Genomic DNA, 17,898 nt, shown 5'->3' on the forward strand with positions numbered 1-17,898 from the left:
GGTCAGCCCCTGCCGTCCTGCGCCGCAGCCATCGCCGCGACCAGGGAGGCCGGCCGCAGATCCGTCCAGTGCTCCTCGATGTACGCGGTGCACTCCGCCCGCCCGCGGTCGTCCAGCCGCACCTCCCAGCCCGGCGGGACCTCGGCGAACGCGGGCCACAGGGAGTACTGGCCCTCGGCGTTGACCAGGACCTTGAACGTGCCGTCCGTGTCGTCGAAGGGATTCATGACGATGACCTTTCAGGAGGATCGAGGGGGAGTGCGCCAAGCCGCCGGTCGGGATCGGCGGCCACCTCGCGCAGCAGCCGGACGTAACGGTCCGCCAGCCGCTGCACGGTGGCACGGTCGAACAACTCGGTCGCGTATTCCAGGCTGACGTCCAGCGCCCCCGGCGCGCCGTCCGGCGCCGTCCGGCTCACCAGGTCGAAGGCCAGGTCGAAGCGGGCCGCACCGGAGCCGGCCAGCCGCCACTCATGGGCGGTGCCGTCCAGCACCAGCGCCGACCCGGCGGTGTTCAGCAGCCCGAACGCGATCTGGAACACCGGGTGGTGGGCCAGGCTCCGCGGCGGGTTGACCGCCTCCACCAGCAGGTCGAACGGGACGTCCTGATGGGCGTAGGCGGGGATCCACGCCTGCCGCACCCGGTGCAGCAGCTCGCCGAACGGCGGATCGCCGGAGGTGTCGGTGCGCAGCACCACGGTGTTCACGAAGAAGCCCACGAGATCGTCCAGCGCCTCGTCCGCGCGGCCCGCGGTCGGGGTCCCCACCACGATGTCCTCACCACCGCCCAGCCGGGTCAGCAGCCCGGCCAGCGCGGCCTGCAGCACCACGAACAGCGTGCAGCCGCTGGTCCGGGCCAGCTCGTCCAGCGCCCGGCGCAGCTCCGCGGGGATCACGAACTCCACCACGTCGCCCGCACCGCCGGCCACCTCCGGACGCGGCCGGTCACCGGGCAGCGGTGTGCACTGCGGGATCCCGGCCAGCGCGGCTCGCCAGTGGGCCAGCGCCTGCGCGAGCGGGCTGTCCGGATCGTCGCGGTCGCCGAGGACTTGGTGCTGCCAGGCGGCGTAGTCCCGGTACTGGACCGGCAGCGGGGGAAAATCGGGCGCCGTGCCCGCGCGCCGGGCGGCGTACGCCCGGGACAGATCGCGGAAGAACGGGGTGAAGGACCAGCCGTCGGCGGCGATGTGGTGCCACACCACCAGCAGCACGTCCTCCTCGCCGGTGCGGAACAGCGCCAGCCGCAGCGGCAGCTCGCATTCCAGGTCGAACGGGGCACGGACGGCGCGGGACAGCAGCCCGTCCACCTCGGCCGGCCGGCAGTCGGTGACGGTCAGTTCCGGCCGGGCGTCGGCCGGGTCGAGGACCACCTGGTGGGACGTCTCACCGTCGGCGGGGAAGACCGTCCGCAGGCTTTCATGACGGGCCGTCACATCCGCCAGTGCGGCACGCAGCGCGTCGGTATCCACCGGGCCGGGCAGCCGGAGGACCAGCGGGATGTGGTAGCCCGGGTCGGCGTCCCCCATCAGCTGGTACAGCAGCCACAACCGCCGCTGCGCGTGCGACAGTTCGGCGCGGCCCTCGCGCGGGCCGGGCACCAGCGGGACGCGGGCCGCCGGCCCGGCCTCCTTGCGGTGCTCCAGCCGCGCCGCCAGCCCGGCCACCGTCGGCGCCGCGAACAGATCCTCCAGGCCCGGCCGGACGCCGAGCGCGGCGCCGATGCCCGCCGCCGCGCGGGTCGCGGTCAGCGAGTGCCCGCCCAGCGCGAAGAAGCTGTCGTCGATGCCGACCCGGTCCACGCCCAGCACGTCCGCGAAGACCCGGCACAGCAGCCGCTCGGTCTCGTTGCGCGGGGCCCGCCCGGCACCCTCGAACACCGGCGCCGGCAGCGCCCGCACATCCAGCTTGCCGTTGTTGGTCAGCGGCAGCCGGTCCACCACCACACAGGCGGCGGGGACCATGTGCCCGGGCAGGGCCAGCCGCAGCGCGTCCAGCAGCCGGGCCGGCCAGTCCTCCCCGACGGTCGCCGCGGTGGCGGGCGCGGCCGGGACGACGTACCCGACCAGGTTCTTGCCGCCGTGGTGGTCGGGCAGCGGAACGACCGCCGCCCGGGCCACGTCGTCCCGGCGGGTCAGCTGGTGCTCGATCTCCCCGAGCTCGATGCGGAAACCGCGCAGCTTGATCTGGTTGTCCTCACGGCCGAAGTACTCCAGCAGTCCGTCCGCGCGGCACCGCACCAGATCGCCGGTGCGGTACATCCGGCTGCCGTCCCCCGCGAACGGGTCCGCCACGAACCGGCCGGCGGTCAGCTCCGGCCGCCCCCAGTAGCCACGGGCCACGCCCCGCCCGGCGAGATAGAGCTCGCCCACCTCGCCCGGGCCGACCGGCTGCAGCTGCTCGTCCAGCACATGGGTGCGCACGCCGGCCAGCGCCGAGCCGATCGGGACCGGCCCGTCACCCACCTCCGTGACCAGGTGCCGGGTGGCGAAGACGGTCACCTCGGTCGGCCCGTACACATTGACCACCGACCCCGGGCCGGAGGCCGCCAGCGTCCGCGCGACCGCGCTGGGCGACGCCACCTCGCCGCCCATCCACACCTGGCAGCCGTGCCCGAAGGCGTCCGGGGACTCCTCCGTCATCAGGTTGAACATCGACGGGGTGATGAACGTGGAGGTGATCCGCTCCGCGGCGAGGGTCCGCACCAGCGTGGCCGGATCCAGCCGCCCCGGCGGCGCGACGACCACGGTCCCGCCGCGCAGCAGCGGCACCAGGATCTGGTACACCGACGCGTCGAACTCCAGCGGCGACTGCAGCAGCACCCGCGCGTCGATACCGGCCCAGCAGTCGTCGGCCGCGAACTCCACCACGTCCCGGTGGCTGATCGCCACGCCCTTCGGGCGGCCGGTCGAGCCCGAGGTGTGGATGACGTAGGCGAGTTGCTGCGGCAGCACGGGCGGCGGCGGAGCCACCGCGTCCGCCGGCGCGCGGTCCAGCAGCTCCCCGACGACCCGGACCGCCACCCCGGCGAGAGCGCCGGTGGGGTCCTCGGCGCAGCTCGCGCGCAGCGCCGCGGCCCGCTCCGCGGTGTCTACCAGCACCAGGTGGGTACCGCACTCGCCGAGCACCGTCCGCAGCCGGGCGGCGGGGGAGCGGACGTCCAGCGGGGCGTAGGCACCGCCGGCCTTCAGCGTGCCGAGCAGGGCGACCACGACGTCCGGGCCGCGCTCCATCAGGATGCCGATGCGGTCCTCGGGCCGGACGCCGCAGCCGGCCAGGGCGCGGGCGAGGGCATCACTGCGTTCGTCGAGCGCGCCGTAGGACAGTGCGGCACCGCCGCCGTGCCCGACCGCGGGCGCGTCCTTCTTCTCGCCCACCCGGGCGGCGAATACCGATGTGATGGTGCTCGGCGCTTCCGGCAAGCCGAATCCCCTTTCGGCACGGATGAGTTGACCCGGATCGGCATTCGGCTTCCACCGCGGTCCGGCGACGGCGCTCGGCAACGTAGGTCGGTGCCGGAAGGGGTGTCAAGGAACCCGCGGTGTCCCGCCGGCGGGACACCGGACCTTGCTTGTGCGGATTCCCGGCGGCCGGTTGAATGACCGCCGCATCGCCTTTCCACACATTCCTTTTGCAATTCCCCAAGAGCGCAATGGGATGAGGTCCTCCCGATGACACTGGACGGCACCGGCACCGGCGCCGCACCGCACGGTCCGCGCGGCGCGCGCGAGGAGATCCTCCGGGGTCTGTTCGCCGAGATCCTCGACGCCCCCGACATCACGGCCGACGACAACTTCTTCGCGCGCGGTGGGACCTCGATGCTCGCCGTCCGGCTGATCAACCGGATCCGGGCGGTGCTCGGCGTCAAGATCGGGGTGCGGGCGCTCTTCGGCGCACAGACGGTCGCCAAGCTCGCCGCCCACCTCGCCGCCGACGACCCCGTGCACCACCCCGTGACCCGCGTGACGCCCCGCCCGGACCCCGTACCGCTCTCCTCCGGCCAGCGCGGACTGTGGTTCCTCGACCGCCTCGCCGGCCCCGGCGCCACCTACAACATCCCGGTCGTCACCCGGATCACCGGCACCCTCGACGACCGCGCACTGGCCGCCGCACTCGGCGACGTCGTCACCCGCCACGAGGCACTGCGGACCCTCTACGGCGAGCGGGACGGCGAGCCGACCCAGCGGGTGCTGCCCGCCGACGAGGTGCGCATCGACCTGCCGGTGACCGACCACACCGCGGACACCCTGCCCATCGCGGTGGCCGCCGCGAGCGCCCACGTCTTCGACCTCACCGCCGAGATCCCGCTGCACGCCGAGCTGCTGCGGTCCGCGCCGGACCGGTGGGTGCTCGTCCTCGCGCTGCACCACATCGCCTGCGACGGCTGGTCGGTGAGCCGGCTCGGCCGCGACCTGTCCGCCGCGTACGCCGCCCGGCTGCACGGCCGGGCACCCGACTGGCAGCCGCTGCCCGTCCAGTACGCCGACTTCGCGCTGTGGCAGCGCGCCGCACTCGACGAGGAGTCCGTGCCCGGCTCCCCGGTCGCCCGCGGGCTGGCCCACTGGCGCACCGCCCTGCGCGACCTGCCCGAGGAACTGCCGCTGCCCGCCGACCGCCCCCGCCCGGCGGAGGCCGGCACCGCCCACGGCACCCTGCGCCTCCCCGTCGACGCCACCACCCGCGCCGGCATCCGGCACCTCGCCCGCACCGGCCACGCCACCGAACTCATGGTGGCCCAGGCCGCGTTGGCCGCCCTGCTGACCCGGATGGGCGCGGGCACCGACATCCCGCTGGGCACCGTCGTGTCCGGCCGCACCGACGACACCCTCGACGAACTGATCGGCTTCTTCGTCAACACGCTGGTGCTGCGCACCGACACCTCCGGCGATCCCACCTTCGGCGACCTGCTGGCGCGGGTAAGGGACACCGACCTCGCGGCCTTCAGCCACCAGGACCTGCCCTTCGACCGGCTCGTCGAGGAACTCCAGCCACCCCGCTCGCTCTCCCGGCACCCGCTGTTCCAGGTGATGCTCTCCTGGGCGTACGGCGGCGACCTCGGACTGGAACTGGCCGGCGCGACCTGCGTCACGGACCGCGCGCAGGCCCAGGGCGCCAAGTTCGACCTGGAGTTCGCCTTCGACGAGCGGCCCGGCCAGGACCTGCTGGAACTCTCGCTCACCTACAGCACCGCCCTCTTCGACGAGCCCACCGCCAAGGCCCTCGGCGAGCGGCTGCTCCGGCTGCTCGACCGGGCCGCGGCCGATCCGCAGGCGCACATCGGCGCACTCGACCTGCTCTCCGCCACCGAACACGAGCAGATCACCCGCGACTGGCAGGGCCCCCTCCGGCCGTCCGCACCCGGCACCGTCGTCGAGGCCTTCGACGCCCGGGCCGCCGCCGCACCCGACGCCCCCGCCGTGGTCCACGGCGGCACCGCCCTGACCTACGCCGAACTCGCCCACCGGGCAGAGCAGTTGGCGCAGGAACTGATCCATGCCGGAGTGACCCCCGACACCGCCGTCCCGCTGCTCATGGAGCGGTCCGCCGACCTCCTGGTGGCCCAGCTCGCCGTCCTCAAGGCCGGCGCCGCCTACCTGCCGCTGCACCCCGCCCACCCGGAAGCCCGCCTCCGGGCGGCCCTGGCGGAGGCCGGCAGCCCGGTGCTGCTCGCGGACCCCGCCCACCGGGACCACCCGGCGGCCACCGGACACACCGTCCTGACCCCCGGCGCCCGCCCCACGACGGACCGCGGCCGGCCCGCCGCACCGCCCGCCGTCCACCCCGACCACCTCGCCTACGTGATGTACACCTCCGGCTCGACCGGCGAGCCGAAGGGCATCGGCACCACCCACCAGGGCGTCCTCGACCTGGCCCGCGACTCCTGCTGGGGCCTCGGCCCCGGCGACCGGGTGCTCTTCCACGCCCCGCACGCCTTCGACGCCGCCACGTACGAGATCTGGGTGACGCTCCTGAACGGCGGCTGCGTGGTCGTCGCACCCCCCGGCGCACCCGACGGACCGGCCCTGACCCGGCTGATCACCCGCCACCAGATCACCCACGTCCACCTGACCGCCGGGCTGTTCCGCACCGTCGCCGAGGACCACGCGCACTGCTTCGCACCCGTCCGCGAGGTGCTGACCGGCGGCGACGCGGTGTCCGGACAGGCCGTCGCCCGGGTCCTGGCCGCCTGCCCCGACACCGCCGTCCGCGCCCTGTACGGCCCGACCGAGACCACCCTGTGCGTCACCCAGACGTCCTGGCAGCCCGGTGAACGCGCCGACGGGCCCGTCCCGTTGGGCCGCCCGATGGACAACACCCGCGCCCACGTCCTGGACGAGGCGCTCCGCCCGGTCCCCGCCGGCGTCGTGGGCGAGCTGTACCTGTCCGGCGCGGGCCTGGCCCGCGGCTACACCGGCCGCGCCGCCCTGACCGCCGAACGCTTCGTGGCCTGCCCCTACGGCGCCCCCGGCGAGCGGATGTACCGCACCGGCGACCTCGTCCGCCGGGACACCCGCGGCCGGCTGTTCTTCCTCGGCCGCGCCGACGACCAGGTCAAGATCCGCGGCTACCGGATCGAACCGGCCGAGGTCGAGACGGCGCTCGCCGCCCTGCCCGGCGTCCGCCAGGCCACCGTCACCGTCCGCACTGACCCCGCCGGCGAGAAACTGCTGGCCGGCTACGTCGTACCCGAACCGGACGGCCCCGCCCCCGACCCCGCCGTCCTGCGCGCCCAACTGGCCGCCCGGCTGCCCGACTACATGGTGCCCGCCGCGCTCCTCACCCTGGACGCCCTCCCGCTGACGCCCCACGGCAAACTCGACCGCCGTGCGCTGCCCGCCCCGCGCTTCGCCGCGGCCCCCCACGGCCGGGCCCCGCGCGGCCCCCGCGAGGTCGTACTGTGCCGCCTCTTCGGGGAGGTCCTCGGCCTGCCCCCGGTCGGCATCGACGACGGCTTCTTCGAACTCGGCGGGCACTCCCTGCTCGCCACCCGCCTGGTCCACCGGATCCGCTCGGTGCTCGGCGTGGAACTCGGCGTCCAGGACCTCTTCCGGGCCCCGACCGTGGCCGGACTGAGCGCCCTCGCGGCCGCCGGCAGCACCGGCACCGAGCTGGGCGAGGTGCTCACCCTCCGCGCCGACGGCGACCTCCCCCCGGTCTTCCTGATCCCCGCCGCCAACGGTCTGAGTTGGGCCTACGCCCCGCTGCTGCGGCACGTCCCGGCCGGCCACCCGGTGCACGCCCTCCAGGACCCCCGGCTCACCGAAGGCAACGTCGGCCCGCGCACCGTCGCCGACCTCGCGACCGGCTACCTCGCCCGGATCCGCGCCCTGCGCCCGCACGGCCCGTACGTCCTCGCCGGCTGGTCGTTCGGCGGCACGGTCGCCCAGCAGATCGCCACCGACCTGGCGGCACAGGGCGAACCGCCCGCCCTGCTGGTCCTCCTCGACGCCTACCCCGGCGATGTCCTCGGCTGGGGCACCACCCTCGACCCGCGCACCCTGGTGCCGCTCGCCCTGGACGGCATCACCGCCGAAGCACCGGACGGCGACCTGCCCCCGGCCGCCGCCCTGCACGACGCGCTGCGCACCGCCGGCAGCGCCCTCGGCTCCCTCGGCGAACGGACCGTCGGCCGGCTCGTCGAGGTCGCCCGGCACAACGTCCGGGCCCTGGCCGAACACCGGCCGGGCCGCTACTCCGGACCGGTGCTCTGCTTCGACGCGGCGGCCGGCCACCACCCCGCCGGCCCCGCCTCGCAGGCCTGGCAGCCGCTCCTCGACGGCCGGGTGGACACCGTCGCCGTCCGCGCCGACCACACCGGCATCGTCACCGCCGCGGCCATGCCCGAGGTCGGCCCGGTCGTCGAGGCCGCCCTCAAGGCGGCGGCCCCACCGGCCTGACCCGTGCCACGGCCCCGCCCACCCGCCGCAAGGAGGAGCATGTCCCGCCGCCGACGCCCCACGGAGACCGGACCGCGGAAATACCCCGGCAATACCGCCGCCATCCCGCCCAACTACCTTGTCCACCAAGGAAATCCGGCCCGCACAAAGGCGGTGACAGGCCCGTGAACGCCAGCCAGCCCTCCCTGTACTGGGAAGACGGCGCCCTCGTCACCGTCGACCAGCGCGTCCTGCCGCACACCCACCGGCAACTACGGCTGCGCACCGTCGACGAGACCATCGAGGCCATCACCACCCTCGCCGTCCGCGGCGCCCCGGCCATCGGCCTGGCCGGCGCCCTCGGCGTGGCCCTCTCCGCACACCGCCACCGCCGCCCCGACGGCACCCTGGACGAACCGGCCGTACGCGCCGACGCCCAGCGGCTGGCCGCCGCCCGCCCCACCGCGGTCAACCTCGAATGGGCCGTCCACCGGGTCCTGACCCGGCTCGGCGAGGGCCCCCAGGCCGTCCTCGACGAGGGCCTGGCCATGCTCCGCGAGGACGCCGAGGTGAACGGTGCGATGGTCCGGCGCGCAGGGGACCTCCTCGACGACCTGCTCCCGGACCGCCCGCTGCGACTGCTCACCCACTGCAACACCGGCCGGCTGGCCACCACCGCGGTCGGCACCGCCCTCGGCGTGATCCTCGAACTCGCCGACCGCGGCCGGGTCGCCGAGGTCCTCGTCGACGAGACCCGCCCGCTGCTCCAGGGCGCCCGGCTCACCGCCTGGGAACTACGCGAGGCGGGTGTGCCGCACCGGGTGTGCGTCGACTCCGCGGCCGCCGCCGCGATCGCCGCCGGCCTGGTCGACTGCGTCCTGGTCGGCGCCGACCGGATAGCCGTCAACGGCGACGTCGCGAACAAGATAGGCACCTACGGCCTCGCGGTCGCCGCGGACCGCAGCCAGGTGCCCTTCCTCGTCATCGCCCCCGAATCCACCCGCGACCCCGCACTGCCCACCGGCGCCGGCATCACCATCGAGGAACGCGCCGCGGCCGAGGTCACCGAGTTCGCCGGCACCCCGGTCGCACCGGCCGGCACCGCCGTCTTCAACCCGGCCTTCGACGTCACCCCCGGCGAGCTGATCACCGCGATCGTCTCCGAGAGCCGGGTGCACCGCCCCCGCGAGGCCGCCGCACCCCCTCCCGGCGCGGACCTCCCCGACGACGGGCAACTCGCCGCCGCGGTCGCCGCGCTGTCCCGGACGCTGTACGAACGGGACTGGATGCCCGGCACCTCCGGCAACATCTCGGTCCGCTCCGCCACCGACCCCAAGACCGCGCTGATCACCGCCAGCGGCCGGGACAAGGGCGAACTGACGGCCCGTGACCTGGTCGCCGTGCACGCCGAGACCGCCGACCCGCTCGCCTCCGACGGCCCCCGGCCGTCCGCCGAAACCGCCGTCCATGCGGCCGTCTACCGCACCACCGACGCCCGCGCCGTCATCCACGTCCACGCCCCCCACGCCACCGCGGTGGCCGGCCGCTGGGCCCGCGAGACCGCCGCCCCCGGCACCGGACCGGCCCCGCTCCCGCTGCGCGCCTTCGAACTCCTCAAGGGCCTCGGACTGGCCGACCCGGCGGCCACCCACGTGCCCGTCTTCCCCAACCACCCGGATGTCGGGAGGATAGCCACCGAGGTGGCGGACCACCTCCAGGACCGGCCGGAGGCACCGCCCGCGCTGCTCATCGCCGACCACGGCATCACCGTCTGGGGCCGGGACCTGGCCCAGGCCCGCAACCGGCTGGAGTGCCTGGAGGCGATCTGCCGGCTCCTCCTGCTCGACGACGGCAACTGGCCGGCCCGGCCCGCCCCGACACCGGAAGGAAACCCCGCATGACGCTCCTTCAGCTGATGCCGGACGACGCACCGGACACCGTGCTGCTGCGCACCACCGACACCACGGTCATCGCCAAGACCCTCGCCGGCCACGGCGTCGAGCTGCGTCACTGGCCGGTCCGCGGCCCGGTCACGCCCCAGGACGACAGCGACGAGATCCTTGAGCGCTACCGCGCCGAGGTCGACGCACTCAGCGCCCGCGAGGGCTTCCGCCTCGTCGACGTGGCACGCCTGCACCCCAGCGACGACCCCGCCTGGGCCGAGCAGGCCGCCAAGGCCCGCACCACCTTCCTGGAGGAACACCGCCACGCCGAGAACGAGGTCCGCTTCTTCGCCCACGGCCGGGGCTGCTTCTACCTCCACCTCGACGGCCAGGTCCTCGCCACGGTCTGCGAAGCGGGCGACCTGCTCTCCGTACCGGCCGGCACCCGCCACTGGTTCGACATGGGCACCCGCCCCGACTTCACCGCCATCCGCTTCTTCGAGGAGGAGGACGGCTGGGTCGGCGACTTCACCGGCGATCCGCTCGCCCGCTCCTTCCCCACCCTCGACGCACTCGTCGGCACGCCCCAACCGGCGGCCCCGTGACCGACCGGCCCGCCCCCGGCACCCCGCCCCGCGCCCCCGTCAGTGCCCCCGTCAGCGCCGTCGTCCTGGACATCGAGGGCACCACCGGCTCGGCCGACCACGTCCACACCGTGCTCTTCCCGTACGCCCGCAAGCGGATCGCCGGCTGGCTCGCCACCCACCGCGGCGAGCCCCGCTGGACGGACATCCTCGACGGCGTGCGCACCGCGACCGGCACCCCCGACCTCGACGAGGCGGGCGCCGCCGAAGCCCTGCACGCCTGGGCCGACGCCGACGTCAAGGCCGCCCCGCTCAAGGCCCTCCAGGGCGAGATCTGGGCGGCCGGCTACGCCGACGGCACCCTGCACGGCCACGTCTACGACGACGTACCCGAGGCGCTCACCCGCTGGCGGGCGGCCGGCATCGCCCGCCACATCTACTCCTCAGGTTCGGTGGCGGCCCAGCGCGACTGGTTCGCCCACAGCAACCACGGTGACCTGACCGGCCTGATCGACGGATACTTCGACCTGACCACCGCCGGACCCAAACGCGCACCGGACTCCTACCGCACCATCAGCCGCACCCTGGCCGTCCCGCCCGGACGCACGCTCTTCCTCAGCGACGTCCGCGAGGAACTCGACGCCGCGGCCGCGGCCGGCTGGCAGACCGCGGCGGTCCGCCGCCCGGACGACCCCCGCGGCCGGTCCGTCGAAGGCCACCCCGTCCACGGCGACCTCACCGGGCTCCACCACCTCCCGCCCGCACCGCCACCCCCGGCCGCCTGAGCGCCCTCCCGGCCCACCCATTGAGACAGGACACATGACCACCACCGCCACCCCCGCCGGACCCGCGACCGGCCCCGCCACCCCCGCCGCCGAACTCGCCGTCATCGGCGGCAGCGGCTTCTACGAACTCCTCGCCGACGCCGAACGGATCACCGTCGACACCCCCTATGGCGAACCGTCCGACGCGATCACCCTCAGCGAGATCGGCGGCCGCCGCGTCGCCTTCCTGCCCCGCCACGGCCGCGGCCACGCCGTACCCCCGCACCGCATCAACTACCGCGCCAACCTGTGGGCGCTGCGCTCCCTGGGCGTCCGCCAGATCCTCGCCCCCTGCGCGGTCGGCTCACTCCGCCCCGAACTGGGCCCCGGCGCCGTCGTCGTCCCCGACCAGCTCGTGGACCGCACGAGCGGCCGCATCCAGACCTACTACGAGCGGGGCGCGGTCCACGTCTCGTTCGCCGACCCGTACTGCGCGCACGGCCGGGAAGCGGTCCTGGAGGCGGCCGCCGCCACCGGCACCGAGGCCACCGACGGCGGCACCATGGTCGTCATCCAGGGACCCCGCTTCTCCACCCGCGCCGAATCCCAGTGGTACGCCGCGGCCGGCTGGTCCCTGGTCAACATGACCGGCCACCCCGAAGCGGTCCTCGCCCGCGAACTCGCCCTCTGCTACACCGCCGTGGCCCTGGTCACCGACCACGACGCGGGCATCGACGCCCACCAGAGCGTCTCCCAGGAAGAGGTCTTCAAGGTCTTCGCCCAGAACACCGAGCGACTGCGCGCCCTCGTCCTGGAAACCCTCGACCGCCTCCCCAAGGAACGCACCTGTGGCTGCACCGCCACCCTCGCGGGCCTGGAGCTGCCGTTCGAACTGCCGTGACGGGCGGGCCCCAGACCCGTCCGCCGTGACGGGCGGGCGACCGCCCCGTTTCCGGCTGTTCCGTCCGCCAGGTGCGTCCGTGCGGTGTGACATGCCGCAGGTGGCGTAATGGCCGGGCCGGGCCGTTCGGGCACGCGACGCTGAAGGGCCTTGAGCACGGTCGCAGGACCGTGCTCACGGTCGTGTCAGGAGCCCGCGGTGGACAGGTCGGGGACGGACGGTTCGGGGCCCGACGGGTCGCCCCGGCCGGTCAGGGAACGGATCCGCGGCGACCGCCGGCCGGGCCGCGGCCGGTCGGCACCCCGCCGCGCCGCGATCGTGGAGAACAGCGGCTTCGAGGTCCCCCGCCCGCCGGCCTGGATGCGCTGGCTGCCGGTCGCCTACGTCGCCCTGGTCCTGCTGCTCGAAACCGTCACCCCCACCGAATGGGCGGTCAGTTTCCTGCTCATCGCCCTCCCCGTGGTCGCCGCCTACACCCTGGGACCCCTCAGCGTCGCTGCGGTCACCGCCTTCACCCTCGTACTCGAAGGCGTGATCGCCGGCACCCCCTGCTGCACCGGCCACAACATCCACCAGCTCTGGGAGAACCACCACGTCGCCGCCTACATCGCCACCGCCCTCGTCGGCATCCTCGGCGTCGCGCTGGCCGCCCACCGCCGCCGCCAGGAGCAGTCCCTGGTCCGCGCCAACTCGGTGGCCGAGGCCCTGATGCGCACCCTGCTCCGGCCGGTCCCGCACCAGGTCGGACACGTGCTCGCGGCCGGCCTCTACCGCTCGGGCGAGATCGGCACCATGGTCGGCGGCGACCTCTACGACATCCGCGCCACCAAGACCTGCGAACGCGCCATCATCGGCGACGTCCGCGGCAAGGGCCTGCGGGCCGTCCGCACCGTCGCCGACATCCTCGGCAGCTTCCGCGAGGCCGCCTACGACCAGGGGGACCTGCTCGGCGTCGCGGCCCGGATGGAACGCCGGCTGGCCCGCGAGGCCGCCGAACTGCACGACGACGAACTCTTCGTCACCGCCGTCCTGGTCGAGTACGACGCGGTGGCGGGCGAGGTGACGATCGTCAACCACGGCCACATCGAACCGGTGCTGCTCTCCGACGGCCAGGTGACCCCCCTCCTCGGGCCCCCTGCCCTCCCGCTCGGCCTGGGCGCCCTCGCCGAGGTGACCGCCACCGCCTACACCCACCGCTTCGCCCCCGGCGACGTCCTGCTGCTCTGCACCGACGGCCTGATCGAGGCCCGCGACCACGACGGCGCCTTCTACCCCCTCCTCGACCGGCTCCGCCACCACTTCACCGGCCGCCCCGCCCCCGGCCCCGCCGACGTCGTCGACTTCCTCAACACCGACCTGCCCCGCCACACCCGGACCTTCCACGACGACGTAGCCATCCTGGCGATCGCGCCACGGGGGGTGCTGTAGCGGCTGGTGGGAAGGGGGGAGGGGGAGGGCTTGGAGTGGGGGAGGGGGCTGGTGCGCGGGGAGGGCTGGAGTGGGGGAGGGGCCGTCGCGCCAGGGATCCGTGGTTGGGCTCAGTGCCCGGCGGCCGGTCTTCGGGCGGCGCGCCGCCGCCGCCCCACCGCGGCCCGCCCGGCGCCCGTCGACTCCCCCCGCTCCGTCACGCTGTCGGTGCTGGTGCTGGTGCTGGTGCTGGTGCTGGTGTCGGTTGCGGTACCGGTGGTGGCGGCGGTACCGGTGCTGCTGGCGGTACCGGTGCCGGTGCCGGACTCCGGTAGCACCGCCGACAACGGACGGAACGGCAGCACCCCCGCGTACCCCACCAGCCGGGAGAGCTGACGCCCCGCCAGCTCCCGCACCCCGGCCAGGTCCAGTCCCGGGTCATGAGCGGTGAGCCGTACCGACAGCCCCGCCAGCAGCGCCTGCGCCGCGGTGGCCACCTCGCCCGGGACACAGTCGTGGAAGATCCCTTCGGCCAGCCCCGCGGCCACCGCATCGGCGACCGGTTGTTCCGTACGCCGGTTGAGCCGCGCCAGCGCCTCGGCGAGCTCCGGCGAGCCGGCCGCCCGCGACTCCAGCTCCGCCCACAGCCGCGCCTCCCGCACATCGTCATCGGTGAACGGCAGCGCGAAGTCGATCAGATCCGCCAACCGCCGGTCCGCACCGACCCGTTCCACCTCATCGGCGCTACGGGCCAGCCGCTGCTCGGCCCGGCTCAGCGAATGCGTCAGCGCCTCGGTCAGCAGCTGCGCCCGATTGGCGAAGTGGTAGTGCACCAGTGCCGTCGAGACCCCCGCCTGCCGCGCGACGTCCGCGATCCGCACCCCGTCGAAACCGTCCCGGGCGATCAACTCGACAGCGGCATCCAACACCCGCCCCCGCCGGTCCCCCTCCGCACCCCGAGCCCCCTGCCCGTGACCCTCGCCCTCTGCACCCCGGGCCACGTGTGCCTGACGATCCACCTCTGCGCGACGGTCCGTGGAACCCATGGCTCGATCCTTCCACACCGGGTATTGCCCACCCCCGTCCCCTGACGTTAACGTCAGGCCCGATCACCGGCTGACTTTAACGTCAGCCAGCCAGCCAGCCAGCCAGCCAGCCAGCCAACCCAACCTCACCCAACCCAACCCGTCCCGACCGCCGGCCCCGCCGGTGCCCGCCGCTCCCAGTCAGTCCCCGCCAGCGCCCACTGGTCCCCACGGGCCCCACTGGTTCCCACTCATCCCCACTGGTTCTCGCCGGTTGCCCCCTCCAAGGAATGGATGGATGCCATGCCCCGCTACGGCTCGATGTTCGGCCCCGACATCACCTTCTTGGGGGTGGAGCGATGCACCCTCGACGAGCCGGAGACCTACCGCGACGCCGACGTGGTGATCGTCGGCGCACCGTTCGACGGCGGGGTGAGCCACCGCCCCGGCACCCGCTTCGGCCCCCAGGCCATGCGGGCCACCGACTACAACGCCCATGACGGCTCCCGGCCCTCCCTCGCCATGCGGGTGGACGCACTCGCCGACCTCCGCGTCCTCGACGCCGGGGACGTCGAAATGTTCGCCGGCGACATCGAGGGCAGCATCCAAGCCATCGAGGACGCGGTGGCCACCATCGCGGCGAGCGGCGCGATACCCGTCGTCCTCGGCGGCGACCACACCATCGCGCTCCCCGACGTGACCGGCGTCGCCCGCACCCACGGCTTCGGCCGGGTGTCGATCATCCACTTCGACGCCCACGCCGACACCGGCGACACCGAGTTCGGGCATCTGCACGGGCACGGCCAGCCCATGCGCCGCCTCATCGAATCCGGCGCCGCCCGTGGCGACCGCTTCCTCCAGATCGGCCTGCGCGGCTACTGGCCGGGCCCGGAAACCCTCGACTGGATGGCCGATCAGCACATGCGCTCGTACGAGATGAGCGAGATCACCGCCCGCGGCCTCGACGCCTGCCTGGAGGAGGCGATGGCCCTCGCCCTGGACGACTGCGACGCGGTCTTCCTCTCCGTCGATGTCGATGTCGTCGACCCTGGCATGGCCCCCGGCACCGGGACCCCCGAGCCGGGCGGCCTCACCTCCCGTCAACTCCTGGACGCCGTACGCCGCCTGGCCCTCGAACTCCCCCTGGCCGGCATGGACGTGGTCGAGGTCTCCCCGCCCTACGACCATGCCGACATCACGGCCTACCTCGGCAACCGCATCGTCCTGGAAGCCCTCTCCGGCCTGGCAGCCCGCCGCCGCGGCGACACCTGGAACCCCTCCCGACCCCTCCTCGACGGCCGCGGCACCCGCCCCACCCGCGACCGCCACGCACCGACCGGCCCCTGACACTGCGAAGTTGCCCGCCCGTGGGCCCGCTGCAAACGACGGTTTGTTTCATGGGTGCTCGGCATGCCCCGGGTGCGCCAAGGCGTGTCCGGACGAGTCCGGGCGCGGTCGTGCCCAGCGTCGCGCCCATGCCTTTCCGGGCAAGTCCCGGCGCGGGCGTCTCCAGGGACCCCGGCGTGGGCGTACTGAGGGGCCCCGGGGCCGTCAGCGGCCGCTGCCTCCCACCGTCTCCTGCTGTCTCCCGCCTCACCCTCCCCACCCACCCACCAAGCCCCGCCAGGCTGCCGCCGATCCACCACCAGCCCACCACCAGCCCACCGCCAGGCCACGCCAGGTCGCCTCAACGCTCCCGGCGCATCCCTCGCGGAGGTGCAACCCTGGCCGCGCCTCCATTAGCGCCGCTCCCGGTAGCGCCCTCGGGGAGCGCCCTCCGCGCCCCGGAGCATCACCTCAGGCGTGCCCCGGCCCCCAGCAGTCGCCTCCGCGCCCATCCCCTAAGCGCCCCCTGCCCGAGTCTCCGCCCGCTGGTGTGCGTCGCGGGCCGCGTCCACGAAGTTCTCCAGGGCCGCCCAGAACGGGCGGTAGGCGGCATCGAACGCGTCACGGCCGTCGTCCTCACCGGCCAGCTCCTGCTTGACGGCCGCGTAGAACGGGCCCGTCGCTTTCTGGATCGACAGTGCCGCGGCTGCGGCCGACGGCGGGCCCTCCAACTCGACGACACGCGCACAGCGACGGATCTTGGCGTACTCGGCCACCTCCCTGTCGTGCAGCTCCGTCAGCGTCGCCGTCCGGTCATCGGAACCGGGAAGCCGCAGCGTCGCCGAAATCTCCCAGTACAACTCGCCCATGCGGTGCGTCTGTTCGATCAGCTCCAGGTACGCGGTGCGCCGGCTCTCACGCAGCCGCTCGGCGCGTTGCGAGCGAGCGGCGATCTCCGCCTGGATCCGCGCCGCCTGCGCGCTGCCACGGCTGGTGACCCAACTGGCCAGCACCGCCGTGCCACCGGTTACCGCCGCGATTGCCAAGGTCCACAAGCTGCTGTCACCCACCCGGCGCACAATACCCAGCCGCAGTGGCAGCCCCGGCGGCTGCCTGACGCCCACGTTCCGCGCCGGCTCGCCACCTGCTCGCCGCCGACCGAACCCTTACGACGGGAACTCGCCCGGTGGCACCTGACTCGTGGTCGCATTGCCACCGATCACCTTGTTCAAGGTGAACGTCAGCACCGTGTACTGCGTCCCGCCGGAAACCTGGACGGTCCGGAAATTCGCCTTGTCGTCGAACTTCTCGAAGCTGCACTCCCGGGTGAAGGAGCTCTTCCGGCTGTTCCAGTCCTCCCCGGTCGTGAAGTAAACGGTGTACGAACCGCTGTTGACGCTACGTATGGTGGTGTCGGACCCCTTACGTATGTAGACGGAGAAGGCCGTCCGCGTGCCTCGGGTCAACGTCACCACGGCGTCGCTGCTCGTACCGTTCCGCACCGTCAGCCGACCCAGTCCGCCCCGGCTGCTGTCGCGTATGAACGCGCCATTGGCCAGCCGCCGGTGCTGCGCCTTTTCCGTACGGGGCAGCCGTAGTGTGGCGTCGTACCCCAGGCTCGTGAGCGCGCGGCCGGCCTCTCTCACGCTCTTCGGGCTTTCCGCCGTATCGAGCGTCACGCGTGGCGAGTCGGCACACCGGCCGCCACGTCCGCGTGCACTTCTGAGGTCCTGCCCCAGTGCCCGTAGCGAGGTGACGAGTTGTCCGTTGCCCGCGGTGGCGTTCTCCGGCGTCCGGGCGGTTTCCAGGGCATCCGCCGCCGCCTCGGCCTTACTGGCCGCCGAGTCCAGCGCTCGGTTCAGCGACCCTCCCTCCTCTGCCCGATCGACAGCGTGAAGCGCGCTGTTGAGCGGACCCAGGGCGTTGGTGAGGGCGTGACGATAGGACTCCGGATCGATGCTCGGAGTGGGGGAGGAACTGGGCGACGACGCCGCATCGGCCGTCGACGAACCACCGGATCCGCTTGCCCCACTCGATCCACCGGCCTCGCTTCCCCCGTCCGATGAACAGGCCGACAGCGGGAGCGAGAGAGCGAGCACCGCCGCTCCGAGAACGACCCCCCGGCGCATCCGCGC

The 17,898-nt window shown here is 74.0% G+C and carries 12 protein-coding genes; 7 read left to right on the plus strand and 5 right to left on the minus strand.

Annotated features, from left to right (window positions below):
* Positions 1–2 precede the first annotated feature (2 nt).
* Both ACZ7MX_RS25380 and ACZ7MX_RS25385 read right to left on the minus strand, forming a co-directional pair.
* Positions 3–227, minus strand: coding sequence for an MbtH family protein (locus ACZ7MX_RS25380; protein ID WP_030412366.1), 225 nt, complete (start codon positions 225–227; stop codon positions 3–5).
* A complete protein-coding gene (locus ACZ7MX_RS25385; protein ID WP_472135532.1) occupies positions 224–3,418 on the minus strand; it encodes an amino acid adenylation domain-containing protein in 3,195 nt (1,064 codons plus the stop codon). The genes ACZ7MX_RS25380 and ACZ7MX_RS25385 overlap by 4 nt, the downstream gene beginning before the upstream one ends.
* A gap of 249 nt (positions 3,419–3,667) precedes the next feature.
* Here ACZ7MX_RS25385 and ACZ7MX_RS25390 point away from each other — a divergent pair, with 249 nt between their 5' ends.
* The 6 genes from ACZ7MX_RS25390 to ACZ7MX_RS25415 all read left to right on the plus strand — a co-directional run bounded on the left by ACZ7MX_RS25390 (position 3,668) and on the right by ACZ7MX_RS25415 (position 13,433).
* Positions 3,668–7,894 carry a non-ribosomal peptide synthetase gene (locus ACZ7MX_RS25390; protein ID WP_472135533.1) on the plus strand — a complete coding sequence of 1,409 codons (4,227 nt, stop codon included), beginning with the start codon at positions 3,668–3,670 and terminating at the stop codon, positions 7,892–7,894.
* Positions 7,895–8,058: 164 nt separating this feature from the next.
* Complete coding sequence (gene mtnA / locus ACZ7MX_RS25395; protein WP_472135534.1) at positions 8,059–9,774, plus strand: S-methyl-5-thioribose-1-phosphate isomerase; 1,716 nt, start codon at positions 8,059–8,061, stop codon at positions 9,772–9,774.
* Positions 9,771–10,361 (plus strand): 1,2-dihydroxy-3-keto-5-methylthiopentene dioxygenase, encoded by a 591-nt coding sequence (locus tag ACZ7MX_RS25400; protein WP_472135535.1) that lies wholly within the window; start codon positions 9,771–9,773, stop codon positions 10,359–10,361. Before mtnA ends, ACZ7MX_RS25400 begins: the two co-directional genes overlap by 4 nt.
* A complete protein-coding gene (gene mtnC, locus ACZ7MX_RS25405) occupies positions 10,358–11,125 on the plus strand; it encodes an acireductone synthase (RefSeq protein WP_472135536.1) in 768 nt (255 codons plus the stop codon). Before ACZ7MX_RS25400 ends, mtnC begins: the two co-directional genes overlap by 4 nt.
* Positions 11,126–11,159: 34 nt before the next feature.
* A complete protein-coding gene (locus ACZ7MX_RS25410) occupies positions 11,160–12,005 on the plus strand; it encodes an S-methyl-5'-thioadenosine phosphorylase (protein ID WP_472135537.1) in 846 nt (281 codons plus the stop codon).
* Positions 12,006–12,203: 198 nt separating this feature from the next.
* The gene (locus ACZ7MX_RS25415; protein WP_472135538.1) at positions 12,204–13,433 is read left to right on the plus strand and encodes a PP2C family protein-serine/threonine phosphatase; all 1,230 of its coding nucleotides are present in this window, start codon (positions 12,204–12,206) and stop codon (positions 13,431–13,433) included.
* 110 nt (positions 13,434–13,543) lie between these two features.
* Here ACZ7MX_RS25415 and ACZ7MX_RS25420 read toward each other — a convergent pair whose 3' ends face one another.
* Positions 13,544–14,341, minus strand: a complete 798-nt coding sequence (locus ACZ7MX_RS25420; RefSeq protein ID WP_472135539.1) for a TetR/AcrR family transcriptional regulator — start codon at positions 14,339–14,341, stop codon at positions 13,544–13,546.
* A gap of 390 nt (positions 14,342–14,731) precedes the next feature.
* On the opposite strand from ACZ7MX_RS25420, the gene speB reads away from it, so the two are divergent.
* Complete coding sequence (gene speB / locus ACZ7MX_RS25425) at positions 14,732–15,784, plus strand: agmatinase (RefSeq protein ID WP_472135540.1); 1,053 nt, start codon at positions 14,732–14,734, stop codon at positions 15,782–15,784.
* Positions 15,785–16,278: 494 nt separating this feature from the next.
* Here the strand turns inward: speB and ACZ7MX_RS25430 are convergent, their stop codons facing one another.
* Both ACZ7MX_RS25430 and ACZ7MX_RS25435 read right to left on the minus strand, forming a co-directional pair.
* Positions 16,279–16,833 carry a hypothetical protein gene (locus ACZ7MX_RS25430; protein WP_472135541.1) on the minus strand — a complete coding sequence of 185 codons (555 nt, stop codon included), beginning with the start codon at positions 16,831–16,833 and terminating at the stop codon, positions 16,279–16,281.
* A 96-nt stretch (positions 16,834–16,929) separates the two neighbouring features.
* Positions 16,930–17,862 (minus strand): hypothetical protein, encoded by a 933-nt coding sequence (locus tag ACZ7MX_RS25435; RefSeq protein WP_472135542.1) that lies wholly within the window; start codon positions 17,860–17,862, stop codon positions 16,930–16,932.
* Positions 17,863–17,898 lie beyond the last annotated feature (36 nt).

The organism is Streptomyces sp. NPDC107765 (assembly GCF_055657085.1).

Bases quoted from the DNA above. Each gene is read 5' to 3' on its own strand.
- ACZ7MX_RS25380 (WP_030412366.1), bottom strand. From the start codon at position 227: ATGAATCCCTTCGACGACACGGACGGCACGTTCAAGGTCCTGGTCAAC.
- ACZ7MX_RS25390 (WP_472135533.1), top strand. From the start codon at position 3,668: ATGACACTGGACGGCACCGGCACCGGCGCCGCACCGCACGGTCCGCGC.
- ACZ7MX_RS25400 (WP_472135535.1), top strand. From the start codon at position 9,771: ATGACGCTCCTTCAGCTGATGCCGGACGACGCACCGGACACCGTGCTG.
- ACZ7MX_RS25410 (WP_472135537.1), top strand. From the start codon at position 11,160: ATGACCACCACCGCCACCCCCGCCGGACCCGCGACCGGCCCCGCCACC.
- speB (WP_472135540.1), top strand. From the start codon at position 14,732: ATGGATGCCATGCCCCGCTACGGCTCGATGTTCGGCCCCGACATCACC.